The organism is Massilia sp. HP4, from assembly GCF_005222695.1.
In the GTDB taxonomy this organism is placed as follows: domain Bacteria; phylum Pseudomonadota; class Gammaproteobacteria; order Burkholderiales; family Burkholderiaceae_D; genus Telluria.
This window is the reverse complement of sequence record NZ_STGG01000058.1, coordinates 1-21,292: the sequence shown is the minus strand read 5'-3', so window position 1 is coordinate 21,292 and position 21,292 is coordinate 1. Positions and strand designations below refer to the sequence as shown.

At 63.8% G+C, this 21,292-nt stretch carries 22 protein-coding genes, 1 pseudogene and 1 riboswitch; of the genes and pseudogenes, 15 read left to right on the top strand and 8 right to left on the bottom strand.

Annotated elements, in window-relative coordinates; translation table 11 throughout:
* The first annotated feature begins 207 nt into the window (after positions 1-207).
* From E8M83_RS22360 to E8M83_RS22325, 8 genes are all read left to right on the top strand, one after another.
* A complete protein-coding gene (locus tag E8M83_RS22360; RefSeq protein WP_137175572.1) occupies positions 208-2,334 on the top strand; it encodes a hypothetical protein in 2,127 nt (708 codons plus the stop codon).
* Between the two features lie 272 nt (positions 2,335-2,606).
* Positions 2,607-2,900 carry a hypothetical protein gene (locus E8M83_RS22355; RefSeq protein ID WP_137175571.1) on the top strand — a complete coding sequence of 98 codons (294 nt, stop codon included), beginning with the start codon at positions 2,607-2,609 and terminating at the stop codon, positions 2,898-2,900.
* An 82-nt stretch (positions 2,901-2,982) separates the two neighbouring features.
* Positions 2,983-3,088, top strand: a riboswitch (TPP riboswitch).
* Positions 3,089-3,162: 74 nt separating this feature from the next.
* Entirely contained in the window at positions 3,163-5,088 is a 1,926-nt protein-coding gene (gene thiC, locus E8M83_RS22350; RefSeq protein ID WP_137175570.1) for a phosphomethylpyrimidine synthase ThiC, read from the top strand.
* Positions 5,089-5,292 (top strand): sulfur carrier protein ThiS, encoded by a 204-nt coding sequence (thiS, locus tag E8M83_RS22345; RefSeq protein ID WP_137175569.1) that lies wholly within the window; start codon positions 5,089-5,091, stop codon positions 5,290-5,292. It begins immediately after the preceding gene.
* 16 nt (positions 5,293-5,308) lie between these two features.
* Positions 5,309-6,127: a thiazole synthase gene (locus E8M83_RS22340; RefSeq protein WP_137175568.1), complete on the top strand. Its 819-nt coding sequence runs from the start codon at positions 5,309-5,311 to the stop codon at positions 6,125-6,127.
* A complete protein-coding gene (locus E8M83_RS22335) occupies positions 6,124-6,870 on the top strand; it encodes a bifunctional hydroxymethylpyrimidine kinase/phosphomethylpyrimidine kinase (protein ID WP_137175567.1) in 747 nt (248 codons plus the stop codon). The genes E8M83_RS22340 and E8M83_RS22335 overlap by 4 nt, the downstream gene beginning before the upstream one ends.
* Positions 6,871-6,881: 11 nt before the next feature.
* Positions 6,882-7,496, top strand: coding sequence for a thiamine phosphate synthase (thiE, locus tag E8M83_RS22330; RefSeq protein WP_137175566.1), 615 nt, complete (start codon positions 6,882-6,884; stop codon positions 7,494-7,496).
* A gap of 38 nt (positions 7,497-7,534) precedes the next feature.
* Positions 7,535-8,248 (top strand): potassium channel family protein, encoded by a 714-nt coding sequence (locus tag E8M83_RS22325; RefSeq protein ID WP_137175565.1) that lies wholly within the window; start codon positions 7,535-7,537, stop codon positions 8,246-8,248.
* A gap of 96 nt (positions 8,249-8,344) precedes the next feature.
* Here the strand turns inward: E8M83_RS22325 and E8M83_RS22320 are convergent, their stop codons facing one another.
* Positions 8,345-9,574: an NAD(P)/FAD-dependent oxidoreductase gene (locus E8M83_RS22320; protein WP_137175564.1), complete on the bottom strand. Its 1,230-nt coding sequence runs from the start codon at positions 9,572-9,574 to the stop codon at positions 8,345-8,347.
* Positions 9,575-9,705: 131 nt separating this feature from the next.
* Here E8M83_RS22320 and E8M83_RS22315 point away from each other — a divergent pair, with 131 nt between their 5' ends.
* The gene (locus E8M83_RS22315) at positions 9,706-10,332 is read left to right on the top strand and encodes a TetR/AcrR family transcriptional regulator (protein ID WP_137175563.1); all 627 of its coding nucleotides are present in this window, start codon (positions 9,706-9,708) and stop codon (positions 10,330-10,332) included.
* Positions 10,333-10,354: 22 nt separating this feature from the next.
* On the opposite strand, the gene E8M83_RS22310 is transcribed toward E8M83_RS22315, so the two are convergent.
* The 3 genes from E8M83_RS22310 to ispC all read right to left on the bottom strand — a co-directional run bounded on the left by E8M83_RS22310 (position 10,355) and on the right by ispC (position 13,233).
* Positions 10,355-10,885, bottom strand: coding sequence for a Fur family transcriptional regulator (locus E8M83_RS22310; RefSeq protein ID WP_137175562.1), 531 nt, complete (start codon positions 10,883-10,885; stop codon positions 10,355-10,357).
* A 144-nt stretch (positions 10,886-11,029) separates the two neighbouring features.
* Entirely contained in the window at positions 11,030-12,031 is a 1,002-nt protein-coding gene (gene lipA, locus E8M83_RS22305) for a lipoyl synthase (RefSeq protein WP_137175561.1), read from the bottom strand.
* A complete protein-coding gene (gene ispC / locus E8M83_RS22300) occupies positions 12,028-13,233 on the bottom strand; it encodes a 1-deoxy-D-xylulose-5-phosphate reductoisomerase (RefSeq protein ID WP_137175560.1) in 1,206 nt (401 codons plus the stop codon). The genes lipA and ispC overlap by 4 nt, the downstream gene beginning before the upstream one ends.
* Before the next feature lie 159 nt (positions 13,234-13,392).
* Here ispC and E8M83_RS26615 point away from each other — a divergent pair.
* A pseudogene (locus E8M83_RS26615) lies at positions 13,393-13,644 on the top strand (AraC family ligand binding domain-containing protein); the annotation flags it as partial.
* A 21-nt stretch (positions 13,645-13,665) separates the two neighbouring features.
* Positions 13,666-14,163, top strand: coding sequence for an AraC family transcriptional regulator (locus E8M83_RS22295; RefSeq protein WP_229491790.1), 498 nt, complete (start codon positions 13,666-13,668; stop codon positions 14,161-14,163).
* A 119-nt stretch (positions 14,164-14,282) separates the two neighbouring features.
* Here E8M83_RS22295 and E8M83_RS22290 read toward each other — a convergent pair whose 3' ends face one another.
* Entirely contained in the window at positions 14,283-14,636 is a 354-nt protein-coding gene (locus E8M83_RS22290) for a nuclear transport factor 2 family protein (RefSeq protein WP_137175558.1), read from the bottom strand.
* A 118-nt stretch (positions 14,637-14,754) separates the two neighbouring features.
* On the opposite strand from E8M83_RS22290, the gene E8M83_RS22285 reads away from it, so the two are divergent.
* Positions 14,755-15,297: a GNAT family N-acetyltransferase gene (locus E8M83_RS22285; RefSeq protein ID WP_137175557.1), complete on the top strand. Its 543-nt coding sequence runs from the start codon at positions 14,755-14,757 to the stop codon at positions 15,295-15,297.
* On the opposite strand, the gene E8M83_RS22280 is transcribed toward E8M83_RS22285, so the two are convergent.
* A complete protein-coding gene (locus E8M83_RS22280; protein WP_137175556.1) occupies positions 15,260-15,871 on the bottom strand; it encodes a hypothetical protein in 612 nt (203 codons plus the stop codon). The genes E8M83_RS22285 and E8M83_RS22280 overlap by 38 nt on opposite strands.
* 185 nt (positions 15,872-16,056) lie before the next feature.
* On the opposite strand from E8M83_RS22280, the gene E8M83_RS22275 reads away from it, so the two are divergent.
* Together E8M83_RS22275 and E8M83_RS22270 are read left to right on the top strand one after the other, a co-directional pair.
* The gene (locus E8M83_RS22275; protein WP_137175555.1) at positions 16,057-17,163 is read left to right on the top strand and encodes an S-(hydroxymethyl)glutathione dehydrogenase/class III alcohol dehydrogenase; all 1,107 of its coding nucleotides are present in this window, start codon (positions 16,057-16,059) and stop codon (positions 17,161-17,163) included.
* Positions 17,164-17,374: 211 nt separating this feature from the next.
* Complete coding sequence (locus tag E8M83_RS22270) at positions 17,375-18,214, top strand: hypothetical protein (RefSeq protein WP_137175554.1); 840 nt, start codon at positions 17,375-17,377, stop codon at positions 18,212-18,214.
* Between the two features lie 2 nt (positions 18,215-18,216).
* On the opposite strand, the gene E8M83_RS22265 is transcribed toward E8M83_RS22270, so the two are convergent.
* Positions 18,217-19,734, bottom strand: coding sequence for an acetyl-CoA hydrolase/transferase family protein (locus E8M83_RS22265; RefSeq protein ID WP_137175553.1), 1,518 nt, complete (start codon positions 19,732-19,734; stop codon positions 18,217-18,219).
* Positions 19,735-19,787: 53 nt separating this feature from the next.
* The gene (locus E8M83_RS22260; protein ID WP_137175552.1) at positions 19,788-20,729 is read right to left on the bottom strand and encodes a bestrophin family protein; all 942 of its coding nucleotides are present in this window, start codon (positions 20,727-20,729) and stop codon (positions 19,788-19,790) included.
* 149 nt (positions 20,730-20,878) lie between these two features.
* Here E8M83_RS22260 and hpaR point away from each other — a divergent pair.
* Positions 20,879-21,292: homoprotocatechuate degradation operon regulator HpaR (gene hpaR / locus E8M83_RS22255; protein WP_137175551.1), on the top strand; the 414-nt coding region annotated here is incomplete at its 3' end.

Here is a 21,292-nt window from a genome sequence, read left to right as displayed (position 1 = left end):
TCCTGCCTGGCCACTGAAGTTCCTTTGATCTCCCTCTAGATGCGATGCCGATCACGCCGAATGTTGGCGGGCTGGACGAATCGCGCGCCGCATCCCGACGGTCCAAGCAGCACGTCCGCTGTCAACGGGGACGGGCTTGCCAGACCAGGACGCGGCCGGGATCGCCCGGCCGTGCACGCAATGCAGATTGCATCGAGGAGCAAAACCATGTCACAAGATCCAACTGGGGTTGAAAATGCCGGCGAAGAGGCGCTGCTGGAAAACAGCGGCCAGATGAGCTATGAAGAGATTTCCGGGCTGACCAATGGCGAACTGGGCTTGCACGAAGCCCACGACACCGCCCCGACCGGCGCCGTGCCCGAAGCGCCGGCGATTCCCCATGCGCCGCCGATCCCGCTCCCCAAATTCCCGATTCCGCCGATCCCGCTGCCGATCAAGAAGGCGGTAAGCGGCTGCTATGCCGGGGCGCTGGGCGCCTTCCAGGTCGAGTTACGGGTCGACGTCGACCGCAGCCGGCCCATGAAACGGGTGAGCGGCGACTTCTACCAGACCATCGGCAAGACCACCTCCTACTTCGGTTCCTTCGTGGTGGACAGCCCGGTGGTCACGGTCTCGAGCTCAAAAGTCGTCGTCAAGGGCCTGGGCCGCTTTACCTTCTCGGCCGGCGCGCCAGTGGTGCAGGTCACCATTGCGCGCGTCAACATCCTGCAGCCGCAGGCCGCCGCGACCCTGCAGTTCTTCACCATTACCAATTCGCCCGGCGCCGCCTATCACTGCCCGTTCTCGTCCCTGCATTTCCGCACGGTGCGGATCGAGACCGACAGCGTCTCCGACCTGGTCGGCTCGCCGTTCGCCAGTTACAACACCGGTTCGCTGCCATCGGGCGGCGGTGCACGCAATATGAGCGTGGTCAGTTCCTTCGGCGAGGCCGGCATCGGGATGGTGCCGACCGCCGGCAATAATGTGATCGACATCTCGGGCGCGGGCCCGGGCGCCACCTGGAGCAATGCCGAGCTGCACGCCTCGATGCAGACCCATTTCACGCTATGGAGCGATGTGCAGCAGTGGTGCGTCTGGCAACTGGCCGCCCAGAAACACGACTATGGAGACGGACTGTACGGCATCATGTTCGACCAGCAGGGCCGGCAGCGCCAGGGGTGCGCCGTGTTCCACAAGGGGATCGGCGGCGCTACGGCCGAGCAGCTGCGCCTGCAGCTCTACACCTATGTGCACGAGCTCGGCCATTGCTTCAACCTGCTGCACTCCTGGCAGAAATCGCTGGCCTCGCCGCCCAAGCCCGACCGGCCAGATTCCCTGTCGTGGATGAACTATCCGTGGAACTATCCAAAAGGTGGACCGGCCGGCTTCTGGAGCAGCTTCGACTTCCGCTTCGACGACGAAGAGCTGATCCACCTGCGCCACGGCTTCCGCAATGACGTGATCATGGGCGGCAACAACTTCATCGTCGGCTCGTCGCTGGGCCGCGAGGTGCTGGCCGATCCGATCTCGGACGAATCGGGGCTGGCGCTGGGGATCTCGACCCACCAGCGCAGTTTCGCGCTGGGCGAACCGGTCGTGCTCGAACTCCAGCTCAAGGCGACCACCACCCGTGGGCGCCGCGCGCATACCTGGCTGCACCCCGATTTCGGCATGGTCAGGATCGTCATCAGCAAGCCCAGCGGGCAAGTACTCGCCTACGAGCCGATAATCGACCACCTGGTCGGCGAAAAACAGACCATGCTCGGGGTGGACGACGAGGTGCGCGACAGCGCCTACATCGGCTACGGCAAGGGCGGTTTCTATTTCGACCAGCCGGGGCAGTACCGGGTACGCGCGGCCTATGCGGCGCTGGACGGCTCGCAGGTGCTGTCCGACATCCTGACGATCCGGGTACGCTATCCGGTCACCAAGGACGAAGATACGCTGGCCGAACTCTTCCTGGGAGAAGACCAGGGCGTGCTGCTCTACCTGCAGGGATCGGACAATACGTCGCTGCGCTCCGGCAATGATGCCTTCGACGAGGTGATCGACCGTTTCGGTGCGCATCCGATGGCCACGTATGCGCGCATGGTCAAGGGCATCAATGCCGGTCGGGTATTCAAGACCGTCAATGCCGGCCAGGGCAGGCCGGTTACCGTGCGCCCTGCGAACACCGAGGAAAGCATCGCCTTGCTCTCGAGCGCGACCGCGGCCCATGTGCTCGATCCGGTGTCCCAGGACGAGGTGCGGTACAGCCTCTCCTGTGTCCAGAAAGAGATCGGGGACGACCGCGGGGCCCAGGATACCCTGAGCCAGATCACGACCCGTGTCTTCGGAAGGCCTGAGGACGAATGACGCGCCGGGCCTGGATTGCAGTCATGCTGGTGCTGGGATTGGGCGGACAGGCGTGCGAGGGGCGCAGCCAGTCCGTCCCGTCCGCATCGACATTAAGAGCCTATACCGGTGGGTGGGAGTCGCTCCTGGCGCGCCTGGCAAGCGTGCGCTGCGTTGCTCGTCGTTGCATGGCTCGCTATGCGGCCTCCTCGCGCCTTGCTCACGCCCGCCATGCATCGCCATGAGTTTCCCCCCACCCACCGGTATAGGCTCTAAGAGAGGAGCGCAAGGTCATGACATTACGCGTGAGGCTAGGCGAAGGCTTCCAGAACAATACCGTGAGCGTGAAGATCGACGGCAAGCAGGTGTACGGTCGCTCCGGCGTCAGCACCGACTGGACGATCTCGCGTGCGGATGCGGTCGACGTCGAGACCAGGGCCGACAGCGTGCAGCTCGAGGTGGCGGTCGATGGTGGGCCGCCCGCCGTGCGCGCCATCGAGCCGGCGCGCACGCCGTTCGTCGAGGTGCGCTTCGTGAACGGCGAACTGCAGCTGCATGCGATGGAACAGGAGCCGCCGATGATGTAAAAAAACCACTTTCATTTTCTGGCCCATCGAAAAATGGTTGGGCTATAATCGGCCCGATGTCCGGGAGCCCGTGTTCCCGGATATCAAACGCTAGGGGTCCTGCGCGTCGCACAACGGCGCGTGGGTGAGAAATACCCTCCGAACCTGATCTGGATAATGCCAGCGAAGGGAAGCAGCCGAATCGATGCAGGCATGCGCACATCCGCGTCCGCCTCGCCTTATCCGGCACCTCCTTTGCTGGCTCCGCAAGCAAGGGAGCCACATGAACGCACCTCTGAAGTCATCCCGGATATTCGACGCCGCCACCGCCACGGTGGACGACGCGGCGATCAATCCCTTACCCAACTCGCGCAAGGTCTATATCGAGGGCAGCCGGCCCGATCTCCGCGTGCCGATGCGCGAGATCACCCAGTCGCCCACGCCCGACAGCTTCGGCGCCGAGCCGAATCCGCCCCTGTTCGTCTACGATACTTCCGGCCCGTATACCGAGCCGGCGGCGGCGATCGACATCCGCAGTGGGCTGGCGCCGATGCGCCAGGCATGGATCGCCGAACGGGGCGACACCGAACAGCTGGACGGACCGTCCTCGCACCACGGCCAGGCGCGGCTGGACGACCCGCAGCTGGCCGCGCTGCGCTTCAACCTGCAGCGCGCGCCGCGCCGCGCCCATGGCGGGCGCAACGTCACCCAGATGCACTATGCGCGCCAGGGGATCATCACGCCCGAGATGGAATTCATCGCCCTGCGCGAGAACATGCAGCGCAAGCAATACATCGCCTCGCTCGAATCCTCGGGTCCGATGGGCCAGCGCGTGGCGGCGCTGCTGGGCCGCCAGCATCCGGGCCAATCCTTCGGCGCCAGCATCCCGCCAGAGATCACCCCCGAGTTCGTGCGCGCGGAAGTCGCGCGCGGCCGCGCCGTGATACCGGCCAATATCAACCACCCGGAACTGGAGCCGATGATCATCGGCCGCAACTTCCTGGTGAAGGTCAACGCCAATATCGGCAACTCGGCCGTGACCTCGTCGATCGGCGAGGAAGTGGAAAAGATGACCTGGGCGATCCGTTGGGGCGCCGACACGGTGATGGACCTGTCCACCGGCAAGCATATCCACGAGACGCGCGAATGGATCATCCGTAACAGCCCGGTGCCGATCGGCACGGTGCCGATCTACCAGGCGCTGGAAAAGGTCAATGGCAAGGCCGAAGACCTGACGTGGGAGATCTTCCGCGACACCTTGATCGAACAGGCCGAGCAAGGCGTCGACTATTTCACGATCCATGCCGGCGTGCTGCTGCGCTATGTGCCGATGACGGCGAATCGCCTGACGGGGATTGTCTCGCGCGGCGGCTCGATCATGGCCAAGTGGTGCCTGGCCCATCACCGCGAATCGTTCCTGTACACGCATTTCGAAGACATCTGCGACATCATGAAGGCCTATGACGTCTCGTTCAGCCTGGGCGACGGCCTGCGTCCCGGTTCGATCTACGACGCCAACGACGAGGCCCAGCTGGCTGAACTGAAAACCCTGGGCGAGCTGACGCAAATCGCCTGGAAGCACGATGTGCAGACCATCATCGAAGGTCCCGGCCATGTGCCGCTGCACCTGATCAAGGAAAACATGGACCTGCAGCTGGAGCAGTGCCACGAGGCGCCGTTCTACACGCTGGGGCCATTGACCACCGATATCGCGCCGGGCTACGACCACATCACATCCGGCATCGGCGCCGCCAATATCGGCTGGTACGGCACCGCCATGCTGTGCTACGTGACGCCCAAGGAGCACCTGGGCCTGCCCGACAAGAACGACGTCAAGGACGGCATCATCACCTACAAGATCGCCGCCCACGCGGCCGACCTGGCCAAGGGCCATCCCGGCGCCCAGCTGCGCGACAACGCCCTGTCGAAGGCGCGCTTCGAATTCCGTTGGGAAGACCAGTTCAACCTTGGCCTCGATCCCGACAAGGCACGCGAATTCCACGACGAGACCTTGCCCAAGGATTCGGCCAAGGTCGCCCATTTCTGCTCGATGTGCGGCCCGCATTTCTGCTCGATGAAGATCACCCAGGAAGTGCGCGAATATGCCGCCGCCAAAGGTGTGCAGGGAGAGTCCGCCCTGGCCCAGGGCATGCAGGAAAAGGCGATCGAGTTCGTCAGGAATGGCGCCCAACTGTACCGGGAGGTGTGAATGACGCCAATCGAAGTCAACGGCGCGCCATGCCAGGTGCCGCAGGGGCAGACCCTGTTCGGCCTGCTGGAGCAGCTGGGCTTGACGGGGCAGGGGATGGCGCTCGCGGTCAACCGCGAAGTGGTGCCGCGCCAGCAGTGGCTGCACCGGCGCCTGCAGGAACAGGATCGGGTGGACATCGTGCGCGCCATCGGTGGCGGCTGACACAGGAGACAAGACAATGAATGCATTGAACGACATCAACGCCAGGCTGAAGGACGACGACGTGCTGACCATCGCCGGCCGCGCCTACCGCTCGCGCCTGCTGGTCGGGAGCGGCAAGTACCGCGACCTGGAGCAGACCCGCGAGGCGACCCTGGCCGCCGGCGCCGAGATCATCACGGTGGCGATCCGCCGTGTGAACATCGGCCAGGATCCGAACTCCCCGAGCCTGCTCGACGTGCTGCCGCCGAACGAGTTCACCATCCTGCCGAATACGGCCGGCTGCTACAACGCGAAGGATGCGATCTACACGCTGCAGATGGCGCGCGAGCTGCTGGGCGGCCACAAGCTGGTCAAGCTCGAAGTGCTGGGCGACCAGGAGACGCTGTTCCCGCACATGCCCGAGACCCTGGTCGCAGCCGAAGCGCTGGTCAAGGATGGCTTCGACGTCATGGTCTATTGCAGCGACGACCCGATCCAGGCCCGCATCCTGCAGGAGATCGGCTGCGTGGCCGTGATGCCGCTGGCCTCCCTGATCGGTTCCGGCATGGGCATCCTCAATCCGTGGAACCTGTCGCTGATCATCGAGCAGGCCACGGTGCCGGTGCTGGTCGACGCCGGCGTGGGCACCGCGTCGGACGCCGCGATCGCGATGGAGCTCGGTTGCGACGGCGTCTTGATGAACACCGCGATCGCCGCCGCGCGCGATCCGGTGCGCATGGCGCGCGCCATGAAGCATGCGGTGCTGGCGGGGCGCGACGCCTATCTCGCCGGCCGCATGCCGAAGCGTTTCGCGGCCTCGCCCTCATCCCCGGTCGAAGGGAAAATCACGGGATGACGGCCTGCGTGCTGGTGTTCGCCGGGCTCGATCCCGGCGGCGGCGCAGGCCTCGCGGCCGACATCCTGGCGATCGCGGCCCTGGGGGCGCACCCGCTGCCGGTGGCCACCGCCCTCACGGCCCAGGACAATAACCGCGTCCATGCGGCCAACCCGGTGGATGAGGACTGGGTCGCGCGCCAGGCCGCACCGTTGCTGGCTGCGTTCGAGATCAGCGCGGTCAAGCTCGGCATCCCCGGCAACGCCGCCAATGCCGCCGCGATCGCGGACATCGTCCGCACGCTGCGCGCGCGCCGGCCCGCGTTGCCGGTCGTGCTCGACCCGGTGCTGGCCAGCGGCCATGGCGATGTGCTGGGGCAGGGCGATGCCGTCAAGGCGCTGGGCGAGCTGCTGGCGCTGGCGACGATCGTGCTGCCCAACCTGCCCGAGCGCGCGGCGCTCGGCGCGCAGGCCGGCCGCCAGATGCTGGTCACCGGCGGCCATGCCGCGGGCGACACGGTCGTCAACCGCTGGCTGGTCGACGGCATCGAGGCGCGCGCCTGGCACTGGCCGCGCCTGCCGCATGCTTATCACGGCAGCGGCTGCACCCTGGCCGCGGCGCTGGCGGCGCGGCTGGCGCTGGGCGACGGCATGGAAGCGGCGCTCGATGCGGCCCAGGCCTATACCCACCACACGCTGGCGCAGTCGTATGCGCTGGCGCCAGGGCAGCGCATCCCGCGCCGCCTGCTGCAACCGAGAACCTGAAAGGAGCCCGTATGCGCGGCTTGTACCTCGTTACCCCGAACTGGGACGATACCGAACGACTGATCCAGGCTACCGACGCCGCCCTCGGCGCCGGCGCCGCGCTGGTCCAGTACCGCCACAAGGAAGCCGGCCCGGAACTGCGCAAGGAGCAGGCGACGGCGCTGCTGGCGCTGTGCCGCCGCCATGGCCGGCCGCTCGTCATCAACGACCACATCGACCTGTGCCAGGCGATCGACGCCGACGGCGTCCACCTGGGCCATACCGACGACGGCATCCGCGAGGCCCGCGCGCTGCTGGGCAAGGACAAGATCGTCGGCGCCTCGTGCTACGGCGAGCTGGCCCTGGCGCGTGCGGCGGTCGAGGCCGGCGCCAGCTATATCGCTTTCGGCGGTTTTTATCCGTCGCCGGTCAAGAAATACACCTTCGTCACATCGCCCGAGATGCTGGACCAGGCGCGCGCCGAATTCAGCGTACCGATCGTCGTCATCGGTGGCATGACCCCAAGCAATGCGGCGCCGCTGGTAGCGCGCGGCATCGACCTGGTGGCGGCAATCACGAGCGTGTACGGCGCACGCGATCCGGCGGAAAGCACGCGCGCGTTCGGCGCGCTGTTCCGGCCCGCCTGACCCTACAATGGGCGCATCGCGATCACCGTCGTCAGCCCATGCGCCCATTGCTCCTGTTCACCCACACCCGCCGCCACCCGTCCGCCATCCTGCTGCTGGTGCAATTGATCGGCATGCTGACCTATCCCTTCATCGAGGGCACGCGGGCAGGACAGGTGGCCTTCAATGCCTTCGGCATCGTGGTGCTGGCTTTCACCATCCGCATGGTGCGGCGCACGCCGGGCGAGGTGCGGGTGAGCTGGGCGCTGGCGGTGCCGATCATCGTCCTGCTGCTGGCGCAGATCCTGTTCGGCCTGAAGCAGCTGCTGGCCTGGTCGTCGGGGCTGGAGGCGCTGTTCTATTTCTACGCGGCGGGCAGCCTGATCGCCTACATGATGGACGACGAACTGGCCACCACCGACGAACTGTTCGCGGCCGGCGCCACTTTTACCCTGCTGGCATGGGCGTTCACGCACCTGTACGTGCTGCTGCAGGAAGTCCATCCCGGCACGTTCGCCGCCGCCATCGATCCGGCGGCGCCGCGCACCTGGACCGAGCTGAATTACCTCAGCTTCGCGCTGCTGTCGAGCACCGGCATCGGCGACGTGATCCCTCTGACCGCGCATGCGCGGGCGCTGGCCAGCGTCGAGATGCTGATCGGGCTGATGTACCTGGCGGTGGTGGTGGCGCGCCTGATCGCGTTCACCACGCGTAACCGGATCGAAGTCGGGCGGGCGCGCAAGCGCCGCCTGGACGATGCAGAGAAGGAATGAGTATCGTAGCAGTGCCCGTCCTGCTGCCCGTCGAACATGCTATCCGGCTGATCCCTCCCGGGCTATCGCCGGTTGCCGGAAGGGATGCCATGTGAGTTACGGTTTGCTGTTCATGGCCGGCGGGCGCTGGAGATTCAAGGCGGAAGCGGCCAGGATGGCGTCCTTGTCACCGGACAACGGAGGATAGATCCGCTCCCGATTGACGACGGTCTTCGTCTTCTTGGCGTCGATGCCTTCTGAACGTACCGTGCGCGTCCAACCCTCGGCGTACACTGCGCCCCACGGGCCGAGGTCGATGATATTGGTGTACCAGTCGATGTTCAGGGGTTCCAGCTGTTCCCCGACCAGGTCATTGACCGCATTATGCCCTGCGAATCGCCCCATCGGCCGAGCATGCTGGCAAGACATGACGGAAGGCGCTGTTCCATCGATGAGCATGTGCGCGGCATCGCCCGCAGCGAATACGTTGGCGACACCCTTGACCTTGAGGTGTTCGTCGACGTACAAACGGCCCGACGCATCCAGTTCGGTAGAGATGTGGCTGTTCAGCGAACTGGCGCGCATGCCGGCGCACCAGGCGACTGTAGCGGCTGGGATCATGGCGCCATTGCCAAGAACGATACCATCGGCGCTGATCGCCTTGATCGCTACATTCGACAGTCTCTCCACGCCGAGCGCGTCGCACGCTCGCTCGATCACCGGGCGGGCCTCGCCGAGCTGGGAGCAAACGATTTCCTCGCGATCGGCCAGGATGACACGGACATCCCTGTCGGCGTCAAGGCGCCCGCTGGCTGCTGCAGCTTTGCGCAGGCGCTCCGGCAGTTCGCAGGCCAGTTCCACACCAGTAGCCCCCGCACCGACGACGACCGCAGTCAACCAGCCGGCACGTTGCGGCGCCACTGCGAGCTGACGCATGTGTGTCTGCAAGCGCATGGCCGCTGCATGGGTATCGATATTGAATGCTTGCTCGGCCAGACCCGGTATTGCCGGCAGCGTCAGCTGGCTGCCGCTCGCCATGACCAGCTTGTCGTAGAACAGCTCTTGAGGCCCATCCTCCATCAAGACGTCGACGCGCTGTTGAGCGGTATCGATGCCGGTGACTTCACCGATTACGAGCTTGACTCCGACAGGATCCAGAACTTGTGCCAGAGGTACCAGCGTATCGCTCAAATCTTCTTCGTAGTAGCGCACGCGGATGCCGTGGTAAGCATCGCGGTTGAGCAGTGTGACTTGCGCTTCGCCACCCGTTTCGTGTAGACGGCGGACGGCAGCCACGGCGCTCCATAAGCCAGCAAAACCGCCACCAATAACCAAAATCTTCTTCATATGACTTCCTTTATTGAATCGATCAAACGGGAGATATAAACCTCCGCGTTCGGCTCCGTGACAACGCAATCGTTGCAGGCGGATAGATATATAATACGAGTAATTACTCACATAAAAAACTCGCTTTTCTCATGACCAAGACATCTGTCCTCAAGCCCCGGAAAGTGCCGACGCAACAGCGCGCTGTCGTCATGGTCGATGCCATTCTCGACGCCAGTGCTCGCATTCTTGTCGAACGGGGTTACGCCGGTTTGAACACGAATGCGGTGGCACAACGAGCAGGGATCAGCATCGGCTCCCTTTACCAGTACTTTGCAAGCAAGGAGGCTTTGCTGGTGGCCTTGCAGACGCGCCATGCGATGGAGATGAGCAGCGCGTTGCAATCGCTGCTCGGTCAATCCGAGCGATGCGGATTGCCGGAGGCAGTCGCCCAATTCGTGCGGGCCGCGGTTGCCGCGCACGAGGTCGCGCCGGATCTGCACCGGGTCCTGGAAAAGGAATTGCCGTTCTTCGTGGAGGACAGTGAATTGGTCGGCAAGGAAGTGCACCGCCACGTCCTTTCCCTGCTCGAGCTGTATCGCGCGGAGGTGGCGCAGCCCAACCTTGAGCTTGCCGCATGGATGATGATGCGGATGACCGAGGCGCTGGTTCACGCGGCAGTCCTGGAGCCACCTCCGGGACTGGCCGCCTCCGAGATCGAGGCTGGCGTGAGCCATGCGATTCTCGCATTCTTGACAACGGCGGTCGGCAGGCCGTGAATCGCCGCCGATACCGAATGCATCATGATGCCGAATCCGACACGGCTGTCCGTGCGATCGGATGGCCTCCGCGAGAATATGCGCATGTGGCACAATATCCCCGGATGGCGATCTGGCGTAGAAGAAGCTGGTAGCCTTTCAGGTGCGCCAGTTCGTGCAGGACCGAATCGATGAAGGCATTGGAAAATTCCTGGATCGCACCGCATCCAAGGCACAGCAGATGGTGATGCACTTCATGATCGTTCAACTCGAAATACGCCCTGCTGGAATCGAACGAATTGCGCTTGAGCAATCCAACATTCTCGAATTGCGACAATGTTCGATAGACGGTCGCCAGACTGGATTCACTACATTGCGCTAGCAGTGAGCGGAAAACATCTTCCGCCGTCAGATGACGTTTGACGCTTTTGTGAAAGGCATCCAATACATGGAGCCTGGGCATGGTCGGCCTCAAACCGAGCTGCTTCAAGCAAGGCCCGTAGGTGTCGAGCAAATATTCCTGATGCCTGAACCGCGCTGTCTCTTTGCCGGGCGAAACATGTTTCAATCTCATAAAGTATCTCTCTAAAATCTCGCAGATACTTTATGGGATGCGCGATGGCGCGTGCTGCAGTTTGGCGTCAATTTATACTGCGAATCTGACAGTGAAGTAGGACCTTCCTGAAGCGTGCCTGTCGCGTGGGCCGGGAATACGAGCTTACGCCTGGTCGCGGCGAACGCCGAGGGCAGCATTGAATTGTTCATCCGCACGGTAACTCGAACGCACCATAGGGCCGGCCGCAACGTGGGCGAAGCCGAGTCGACGTCCTTCGTGCTCGAATAAACTGAACTCGTCGGGATGAACATACCGGTCAACGCCGAGGTGGCTCTTGCTGGGAGCGAGGTATTGGCCGATCGTCAGCAGGTCGACGCCGTGTTCCCGCAGGTCGTACATTACTTGCAGGATCTCCGAGTTGGTTTCGCCAAGGCCCACCATCAAGCCGCTCTTGGTGGGAATGTGCGGATTCGCCGCCTTGAATTTCCTCAGCAGCTCCAGGCTGAATGCGTAGTCACTTCCTGGCCGCGCCTGTCGATACAACCTTGGCACGGTCTCGATATTGTGGTTCAGGATATCTGGCGGCGAGGCGTTGAGGATGGCAAGCGCCCGGTCGTCCCTGCCGCGGAAGTCGGGAACAAGAATCTCGATCGTGGTTCCGGGAGACAGCGCGCGTACTTCACGCACGCACGCTGCAAAGTGGGCGGCCCCACCGTCGCGAAGATCGTCTCTATCCACGCTGGTGATCACGACGTGTGCCAGGTGCAGCGTCGCAATGGCCCGGGCCAGTTGCCGTGGTTCAGTCTCGTTCAGGGGATCGGGCCGGGCATGGCCTACATCGCAGAAGGGACAACGCCGGGTACATTTGTCACCCATGATCATGAAGGTTGCAGTTCCTCTTCCAAAGCATTCGCCGATATTCGGGCAGGATGCTTCTTCGCAGACGGTATGCAAGCCGTGTTCCCGCACCAGCTGTTTGATCTCGGCGTAGCGGCCGGTCGGAGATGCGGGGCGGACCCTGATCCAGGCAGGCTTGCGTGCCATTTCATGTTGGGGGATCACCTTGATCGGGATGCGTGCCAGCTTGAGGGACGATCGCTGCTTGATGCGCGGATCGATGTGTTCGCTCGGTTCAGCCATGGCAGGAATTTTGTATGAGTTCACGTCAAACGGTTGATGACACGTGCGGCAAGCCTGCGGGCGTGGCGATCGATTTCGATGACATCCTCGAATGAACGGGGTTCGCCGACCGAGATCTCATCCATGACTTGGCCAATGACCTGGGACATCGACGAGAAGCGGATGACCGAGTTCAGGAAAGCCGCGACAGCGACCTCGTTGGCCGCATTCAATGCGGTGGTCGCCGCTTGACCCGCCGCGCACGCGTCGATGGCAAGCCCAAGGCAGGGAAAGCGTAGGGGATCCGGGGGCGCAAATGTCAAGGTCTGTTCCTTGAAATCAAACGGCGCCACGGTGGCAGTCATCCGTGCAGGGTAAGCCAATGCATAGGCTATCGGCGTGCGCATGTCCGGCGTGCCCATTTGCGATATCACGCTGCCATCGCAAAACCTGACCATCGAATGGATCACCGCTTGCGGATGGACAAGCACTTCGATACGGTCTGGTGGCGCATCGAATAGCCAGCGTGCCTCGATATATTCGAGCCCTTTGTTCATCATCGTGGCAGAGTCTACGGAGATCTTTTTCCCCATGGGCCAGACCGGGTGATTGCAAGCCTGCTCGGGAGTGATGCGTTCAAATTCGGCCAGGCGCATTGTCCTGAAAGGTCCGCCCGAGCCCGTCAGGACAATCCCCGCCATTCCATGTTGGTCCCAGGCGTCACGGTCGATCCGTCGTTGCAGCCGCGAAGACAGGCACTGGTAGATTGCGCTCAGCTCGCTATCGATTGGAAGCACTTTGCTTCGATACCGACGTGCCTCTTCCATGAACAAACGGCCGCACATGACCAGAGATTCCTTGTTGGCGAGCAAAATCCGCTTGCCAGTCCGCACTGCGGCGACGGTTGGCGCCAACCCGCTCGCACCTGCAATTGCTGCAACGATGATGTCGGCGAGACCGACTGCCGCCAGGTCGACGATGGCGCTCTTGCCCGCCAGTACAATCGTATCGACCTTCCGCTCGCCGAGCGCCGCACGTACCGTCGTCGCCGCATGTTCATCGGCCATCGCGACGTAGCGCGGACGATGGAGAAGACACTGATCGATCATCAGCGCAGCGTTTTGATTGCCGGTCAGGGCGAACACGGTGAAGCGTCCAGGATGTTCGCTTAACACCTTGAGGGTGCTGGTGCCGACGGAGCCGGTGGATCCGAGGATCGTGACAAGTTGTTGTCGTGAGATTTGCATATGGGTATTGTCGAAAACATGGCACATCGATTATTGCCGCGTTCTATCCGCGTTGAATAACGGTCTTTCGACAATCATTGCTGTTCATTCGACAATTCGGCCGGCGTCGTCTGCAGCGGGATCCGCGCACGGGTAATCTAGTGGCCTCAAGGAGGAGCGATGATAGAGGCAAGGCGACCCGAATCCGCGACAGCGCCGGTGATTGGGCTATCGCATGAGTACCCGCCTGGCACGGAAGAGATTCACGTCCATGACGGATTCGGACAGATCATGTACGCGGTACGCGGTGCAATGACGGTTACCTCATCTCACGGATGCTGGGTCTTGCCGCCACAGCGCGCGTTGTGGATCCCACCCGGCGTGGCCCACAAGTTTTCGCATATGCGGCCTATTTCGCTCCGTACTGTCTACGTACGGCAGGACATGGAGGGCATGCCGGCCTGGACGCGGTGTACGGTGCTTCATGTGTCCGCCCTGGTACGTGAACTGATTCTCACAGTCGTCGTAGCGCCATGGGACTACGCTCCAGGGAGTCATTCGGCGCGCCTGGCAAGCGTATTGCTGGACCAGCTGGTATTGCTGAAGGAAGACGGTTTCTATTTGCCTGAGCCTCGCGATACCCGTGCTGTAAAAGCGGCACTGATCGCGCGCGGCGATCCGGAAAACCGGCTATCGCTAAAAGACATAGCACGGCGTGTAGGCGCGAGCGAACGCACGCTCGACCGCCTGTTCTGCGCGGAAGCAGGCCTGGGCTTCGGGGTCTGGCGTCGCAACCTGCGTCTTCTGCTTGCACTCGAGCGTCTGGCCAATGGCGAACCGGTGGGCGTGGTGGCAGCAGCGATCGGATACGAGAACCCGAGCAGTTTTGTATCGATGTTCAAAGCGACGCTGGGGGCAACTCCAGCAAAGTACTTCGGCAGGCGCCCATAGGTGGGATGACACTCGACCGGGATCGACGATACGGCATCGGGACGAGATTGCCAGGCCAGCTCGATGACTCGGTAGTGGCTAGCCCGCACCCGGGATCGCCCGTCTCGATCCGTCGTGCTTCAAGCGTCGACCGGCACGACGAAGGCGCGCAGCTCGGCCATCTTGCCGTCGCGGAAGCGCCAGACATCGCTATAGGCGTTCCGCACCGTCTTGCCTTGCTCGTCCTTCGATTCGATGTCGCCCAGGGCGACGACGAGATCGCCTTCAGCGACCAGCTCGCGCACCGTGAACGCAGGCGGCTCGGCATAGCCGTCCACCATCCAGGCGCGCACCGCTTCCTTGCCATGCAGGGTTTCGCCGCCGACCGTCGACCAGACGAGGTCGTCGGTGCAGAACGACAGGAAGTCTTCGTTGTCGCCGCGGCTCACGGCGGCGTTGGCCTGTTGCAGGATGTTCTTGTTCAGTTCGGACATGGAAAACGCTCCTCGGTCAGGGGCTTGAATATACCAATTGTCATCAACCCGCGGCGCTCGACAAGGAAGCAGATATCGCCTGATAAAATTGTTTTCCAACGATAAACAGGAGCCCGCCATGGCCCGCCTTGCTGCAGGTTTCATCATCCGGCCATTCACCGCCGAGGAATGGCCGGCCTACCGCGCGATCCGCCTGCGCGCGCTGGCCGATGCGCCGGACGCCTTTGGCAGCACGCTGGCCGCCGAAGAAGCGCTGGCGCCCGAGACCTGGGCTGCACGGCTGGCGCGCTCGACCACGTCCGGCATCGACCGCGCGTTGGCGGCCGAGGCGAACGGCGAGCTCATCGGCCTGGCCTGGGCCAAGGAGGATGCCGACGATCGTTCCATCGTCAACCTGTTCCAGATGTGGGTGGCGCCAGAGGCGCGCGGGCAGGGCGTGGCCGGCGCCTTGCTCGATGAGGCCGTGTGTTGGGCCACCGGGCGCGGCGCGCAGGCGCTGCAACTGGGCGTGACCTGCACCAATGCCGAGGCCGTTCGCCTGTACGAGCGCGCCGGCTTCGTCGAGGCCGGCGTGCGCGAACCCTTGCGGCCGGGTTCGGAGTTGATGGAGCAGCGGATGCGCCTTACGCTTGCCGGCCCAGCGCGCGAAGAAATGCCATGACGCGCTTGCCCGGATAGTCCGTCAGCGGCGGAGGCCCGCCCCGGAACCGGTAGCTGATCGTCCTGCGCTCGATCGTGTCCAGGTAGCGCGGGTTCTCGCGTATGAAGACGGCAAGCGGCGCCCGCATCTCCGGCGCGAATCCCGGCAGCGCCGCCTCGATGCGCTGCACGATCTCGATCACGTATTCGCCGACCAGGTGCACGATGAACGGCGCCATCCATGCTTGCGGCGCGGCCAGCATCCGGGCCAGGCATCCTTCACGCACATAGCCGTTGTGGTGGCGGGTGCCGAGGCACCATGCAATCGCGCGCCCGGTGGCGTCGCGGCCGGCGTCGTCCCATAGCAGGCCGCGATCGACGTAGAGCCGCACCGGAATCGTCAGCGTGTCGCCGCCGAGCATGACCTGATACGTATAGTGGCGTATCTCGGGACGCCAGCCCGCGTCGTCGGTCAGCGCGGCAACCGTGGGCCGCAACGCAGCGGGAAAGGCAAGGGACAGGTCGAGCGCGAGAAGGTCAGGTCGCGCGGGCGGGGCGTCGAGGTGCGCGGCGCGCACCTTCGCGGAATCGGGCATGGTGTTCTCCAATAAGCCCTGCAAAGGTGCAGGGATGGATGGTAACCGATCGGATACCCCGGCGCCAGCGTCTGTTGACGAACGATTAACAGGCCGCACCCGCACACGATTTTACAAGCTTGTTATCATGTCACCTTTGCGGCGCGCTCATGGACGCGCTTTTCTTCAAGCAACGGGAATACGACATGAAAACAAAGGCAGCAATTGCATGGAAGGCGGGCCATCCGCTCACGATCGAGGAAGTCGAGCTCGAAGGCCCGAAGGCCGGCGAAGTACTGGTCGAGGTCAAGGCCACCGGCATCTGCCATACCGACTACTACACGCTGTCGGGCGCCGATCCCGAAGGCATCTTCCCGGCCATCCTGGGCCATGAAGGCGCGGGCGTGGTGGTTGACGTCGGTCCCGGCGTGACCAGCCTGCGTAAAGACGATCATGTGATCCCGTTGTATACGCCGGAATGCCGCCAGTGCAAATTCTGCCTGTCGCAAAAGACCAACCTGTGCCAGGCGATCCGCTCGACCCAGGGCCGTGGCCTGATGCCTGATGCTACCAGCCGCTTCTCGCTGGACGGCCAGCCGATCTACCACTACATGGGCACCTCGACCTTCTCGAACTACATCGTGGTTCCCGAGATCGCCCTGGCCAAGGTGCGCAATGACGCGCCGTTCGACAAGATTTGCTATATCGGTTGCGGCGTCACCACCGGCATCGGCGCCGTGATCTTCACCGCCAAGGTCGAAGCGGGCGCCAACGTGGTCGTGTTCGGCCTGGGCGGCATTGGCCTGAACGTGATCCAGGCGGCCAGGATGGTAGGCGCCGACAAGATCATCGGCGTCGACCTGAACCCGGAACGCGAAGCCATGGCGCGCAAGTTCGGCATGACCCACTTCATCAACCCGACCAAGGTCGAGAATGTCGTCGACACGATCATCGGGCTGACCGACGGCGGCGCCGACTACAGCTTCGAGTGCGTGGGCAACGTCAACACCATGCGCCAGGCGCTGGAGTGCTGCCACAAGGGTTGGGGCCAGTCGATCATCATCGGCGTGGCGGCGGCCGGGCAAGAGATCTCGACCCGTCCGTTCCAGCTGGTGACGGGCCGCGAGTGGAAGGGTTCGGCCTTCGGCGGCGCGCGCGGTCGTACCGACGTGCCGAAGATCGTCGACTGGTATATGGAAAACAAGATCAATATCGACGACCTGATCACCCACCACCTGCCGCTGGACCGCATCAACGAAGGTTTCGACCTGATGAAGTCGGGCGAGTCGATCCGTTCGGTGGTGGTGTACTAACGCCATCCTTGGCGGGCCGCTCGGCCCGTCGCATGTGCATCGCATATGCATACCCAGTGCGGCCTTCGGGCCGCGCTGTTGTTCTGACGGCGTCTTTACCGCCTGCTCCACGATTTCGACCGTCTGTCGCAGCGCGCTGGGCGGCGCATATCGGATTGTCTACAGTGTTTCCATCGCCGGCTGCGCCCGGCTCCTCACTGGAGACAAATCCATGTCACGCACCGCAACGCCTCAATGGAAGCTGGCGCTTCCGCTTCTCGGCCTGGCCGCCATGGCCGCTTTCGCCGTGCCGACCCAGGCGGCGGCCGATGGCAAGGCGCGCGTGGTGCGCGTGGCGGCGGCGGACGAGCCGTACGCCCTGGTGCGCGGCACGTCCGGCAGCTTCGACATCAGCGGCAGCAGCGACGACTGGGACGACGTGCGCGCCGCCCAGCGCGCCATCGACGGCGAATTCATCTGGTTCCGCGAAGGCGGCCGCAGCTATGTGATCCAGGATCCCGACACGCTCAAGCGGGCGCGCGCCGCCTGGGCGCCGCTCGACCGGCTGGGCGAGCTGATGAAGGTCCATGGCAAGGACATGGAAAAGCACGGCAAGAAAATGGAAGCGCTCGGCCGCGACATGGAGCGCGCAGCGGCCAGGCCGGCCAATTTGCCGAGCGAGCGCGATATGCGTGAAGTCGATGACGGCATGCAGGCGCTGAGCAAGCATATGGACTTGCTGAGCCGGCAGATGGCGGCGGCACGCGACGATGCGGAGCGCCGGATCATCCAGCAGAAGATGGCCGAGACCGGCAAGCGCATGTCCGACGCCGGCGAGCGCATCGGCGAAGCCTATAACGGCCCGCAGGCGCGCCAGCAGCGCGCCTCGATGGAAGACATCGGCCGCCAGATGGAAATCGCCAACCAGCCGATGGAAAAGCTGGGCAAGCGCATGGGCGAGCTGGGCAAGGAAATGGAGCGCGAGAGCAAGGCGGCCGACAAGACGGTGCGCGCGCTGATCAAGGATGCGCGCGCGAAGGGCCTGGCCAGGACCGTGCCGACGGCGAGCTGACCTTACGCGGCGTTTGGCAACATCGAACCGGTTTCGCGATAGCGCACGTGCCACGAATACGCTTTCTCCAGCACGTGTGGCGTGTGGCCGCCGCCCTGGTTCGCCTCTTGAACGTAGTCGCGCAGCATCTGCCTGTAAGGCTCGGCCACGCAGTGCTCGATGATGCACTGTGCCCGCTCACGCGGGGCCAGGCCGCGCAGGTCGGCCAGGCCGACTTCGGTCACCACGATGTCGACATCGTGCTCGGTATGGTCGACGTGCGAGACCATCGGCACGATGCTCGAGATCCTGCCGCCCTTGGCGGTCGACTTGGTCGCGAACACCGACAGATAGGCGTTGCGCGCGAAGTCGCCCGAGCCGCCGATGCCGTTCATCATGTGGGTGCCGCCCACATGGGTCGAGTTAATATTGCCGTAGATGTCGAACTCGAGCGCCGTATTGATGGCGATGAGCCCCAGGCGGCGGATGACCTCGGGATGGTTGCTCACCTCTTGCGGGCGCAGCACCAGGCGGTCCTTGTATTTTTCCAGGTCGGCGAATACCTGCCGGCCTTTTTCCTCGGACAGCGTGATCGACGAACCGGAAGCGAAATCGAGCTTGCCGGCGTCGAACAGGTCGAAGGTCGAATCCTGCAGCACTTCGGAATACATCGTCAGGCCCTTGAACGGCCCGTCGATCAGGCCGGCCAGCACGGCGTTGGCGATGGTGCCGATGCCGGCCTGGATCGGCATCAGCTTGTCGGTCAGGCGGCCGGCGGCGATTTCGGCATTGAAGAAACCGGTCAGGTGGCCGGCAATCGCCGCCGTGTCGGCGTCCGCCGCCCCGATGGTGGAAGCGCTGTCGTGTTTCTCGGTCATGACGATGGCCACGATCTTCTCGGGCGGGATCGCGATCGCCGTCGTGCCGATGCGGTCGCTGACGTTCATGAGCGGCATCGGTTCGCGCTGCGGGCGGTGCTTCGGGATGAAGATGTCGTGCAGGCCTTCCAGCGCCGGCGATTGGGAGAGGTTGATCTCGACGATCACCTTGTCGGCCAGGATCGCAAAGCTGGCGCTGTTGCCGACCGAGGTGGTCGGGATGATGGCGCCGCTCTCGGTGATCGCGATCGCCTCGATGATGGCGACGTCGACCGGCGCGATCTGGCGCGTGCGCAGCAGCTCGACCGTCTCGGACAGGTGCTGGTCGGTGAACATGACTTCGCCGCGGTTGATCGCGGCGCGCAGGGTAGGGTCGGTCTGGAAGGGCATGCGGCGCGCCAGCACGCCGGCCTGGGTCAGCGCTGCGTCGGTCTCGCCGCCGAGCGAGGCGCCGGTGATCAGGGTGATCGCCAGCGGCGCGGTGCGCGCGCGTTCGGCCAGCGCCAGCGGCACCGCCTTGGCGTCGCCGGCGCGGGTAAAGCCGCTGGTGCCGACGGTCATGCCGTCCTGGATCCATTCGGCTGCGCGGGCGGCGCTGGTGATGCGTTCGCGCAGCTGCGGCAGGCGGACGCGGTCGTGGGCAAGGTGGTGATCGTGGTGCATGGCTTCTCCTCAGGTTCGGACTGTGTACGGCTTCTGGTTTTCTGTCGTCGGTATCAGGTCAGGCAGTAGTCGACCGGCTGCAGCGGCGGCGGCACGTGTTCGTCGCGCAGCGCATTGCGCAGGTCGATCTCGATGGCGCGGCACATGGCGTCCAGCGGCAGGTCGTTGGGCTCGGTGCCGAACGGCTCTTCGAGCTCGTCGCCCAGCGCGTCCAGGCCAAAGAAGGTATAGGCCACGATGGCGACCACGAAGGGCGTCATGAAGCCGATCGAGTCGACCAGGCCGAAGGGCAGCAGGAAGCAGTAGATATAGGCGGTGCGGTGCAGCAGCAGCGTGTACGAATAGGGGACGGGCGTATTCTTGATGCGCTCGCACGACGCGGCGGCGGCGGTCAGGCTTGAGAGGGTGTTGTCGATATTGGCGGCCAGGCAGGCTTCGATGCGGCCTTCCCTGATGCAGCGCTGCAGGTCGTCGCCCATGTGGCGCATCAGGCTGTCGGGCTTGTTGCTGGCGCGGGCCACGTCTTCGGCCTCGTCCGGCAGCAGGAAGCTGGCGATAGTCGGCGCGCTCGGCTGGTCGCGCAAGTGGTCGCGCAGCGCGTGGACGAATGCAATCGCGCGGTAGATGATACGGACCCGTGTATCCTGCAAACCATTGCTTGCAAGTGCAGGCCGCGGATCGTCGACCAGGCTGGTGGCCTGGCGCGCCAGGTTACGGCAGCGCAGCACCAGTTCGCCCCACAGCTTGCGGCCTTCCCAGAAGCGGTCATAGGCCGAGTTGTTGCGAAAGCCGAGGAAGATCGCGATCGGCAGGCCGATCAAGGTGAAAGGAATCGTGGTGAGGGTGATCTTGAGGTCCCACAGGTCGCCGTGCGACCAGGTGACAAGGGTCGCCACCGCGATATTGACCAGCAGGGTAGGCAGGATGCGGGGCAGGACCGAGCCGCGCAACAGGAGGAACAACTTGAGCCCGGAAGGGCGCTCTCGGATAATCACGGTTTCGACCGCATTCGCAGAAAAATAGACGGAGTCAAGGAAAACTCACTAATATATTCGCAGTTAATCACTAATATCTTAGTCAGTCAAGCGCTTGCGCTCGCGCGATCATTCCTTGATGTAGACAATTAAATAACACGGAGCACGCATTGGCCCGCCGTATCACTCACCGCAACCTGCCCCAGCTTTTCCTCAAAGCGCGCGAATCGCTGATGTCGCATTTTCGTCCCATCCTCAACCATTTCGGCGTGACCGAGCAGCAATGGCGCATCTTGCGCGTGCTGGACGAGCACGAGCAGCTGGAGCCGCGCGAGATGTGCGAGCTGTGCCAGATCCTCAGTCCGAGCATGACCGGCGTGCTGTCGCGCATGGAAGAACTGGGCCTGGTCGAGCGCCAGCGGGTGGCGGCCGACCAGCGCCGCATCTGGGTGAGGCTGGCGCCGAAGGGGGACAGGCTGATCGACGAGATCGCGCCGCTGATCGAGCAGCAGTACGCCTTGATCGAGCGGGCATATGGCAGCGGGGTCGTGGACGACCTGTCGCGGGCGCTGGAAGGATTCATC

Coding starts and splice junctions, on each gene's coding strand:
- E8M83_RS22325 (WP_137175565.1), top strand. CDS start 7,535: ATGCGCCCATTGCTCCTGTTCACCCACACCCGCCGCCACCCGTCCGCC.
- E8M83_RS22335 (WP_137175567.1), top strand. CDS start 6,124: ATGACGGCCTGCGTGCTGGTGTTCGCCGGGCTCGATCCCGGCGGCGGC.
- E8M83_RS22295 (WP_229491790.1), top strand. CDS start 13,666: ATGCCGGCCTGGACGCGGTGTACGGTGCTTCATGTGTCCGCCCTGGTA.
- E8M83_RS22340 (WP_137175568.1), top strand. CDS start 5,309: ATGAATGCATTGAACGACATCAACGCCAGGCTGAAGGACGACGACGTG.
- E8M83_RS22270 (WP_137175554.1), top strand. CDS start 17,375: ATGTCACGCACCGCAACGCCTCAATGGAAGCTGGCGCTTCCGCTTCTC.
- E8M83_RS22280 (WP_137175556.1), bottom strand. CDS start 15,871: ATGCCCGATTCCGCGAAGGTGCGCGCCGCGCACCTCGACGCCCCGCCC.
- thiC (WP_137175570.1), top strand. CDS start 3,163: ATGAACGCACCTCTGAAGTCATCCCGGATATTCGACGCCGCCACCGCC.
- E8M83_RS22285 (WP_137175557.1), top strand. CDS start 14,755: ATGGCCCGCCTTGCTGCAGGTTTCATCATCCGGCCATTCACCGCCGAG.
- E8M83_RS22315 (WP_137175563.1), top strand. CDS start 9,706: ATGACCAAGACATCTGTCCTCAAGCCCCGGAAAGTGCCGACGCAACAG.
- E8M83_RS22310 (WP_137175562.1), bottom strand. CDS start 10,885: ATGAGATTGAAACATGTTTCGCCCGGCAAAGAGACAGCGCGGTTCAGG.
- E8M83_RS22320 (WP_137175564.1), bottom strand. CDS start 9,574: ATGAAGAAGATTTTGGTTATTGGTGGCGGTTTTGCTGGCTTATGGAGC.
- E8M83_RS22360 (WP_137175572.1), top strand. CDS start 208: ATGTCACAAGATCCAACTGGGGTTGAAAATGCCGGCGAAGAGGCGCTG.
- ispC (WP_137175560.1), bottom strand. CDS start 13,233: ATGCAAATCTCACGACAACAACTTGTCACGATCCTCGGATCCACCGGC.
- E8M83_RS22275 (WP_137175555.1), top strand. CDS start 16,057: ATGAAAACAAAGGCAGCAATTGCATGGAAGGCGGGCCATCCGCTCACG.
- thiS (WP_137175569.1), top strand. CDS start 5,089: ATGACGCCAATCGAAGTCAACGGCGCGCCATGCCAGGTGCCGCAGGGG.
- E8M83_RS22355 (WP_137175571.1), top strand. CDS start 2,607: ATGACATTACGCGTGAGGCTAGGCGAAGGCTTCCAGAACAATACCGTG.
- E8M83_RS22265 (WP_137175553.1), bottom strand. CDS start 19,734: ATGCACCACGATCACCACCTTGCCCACGACCGCGTCCGCCTGCCGCAG.
- E8M83_RS22290 (WP_137175558.1), bottom strand. CDS start 14,636: ATGTCCGAACTGAACAAGAACATCCTGCAACAGGCCAACGCCGCCGTG.
- thiE (WP_137175566.1), top strand. CDS start 6,882: ATGCGCGGCTTGTACCTCGTTACCCCGAACTGGGACGATACCGAACGA.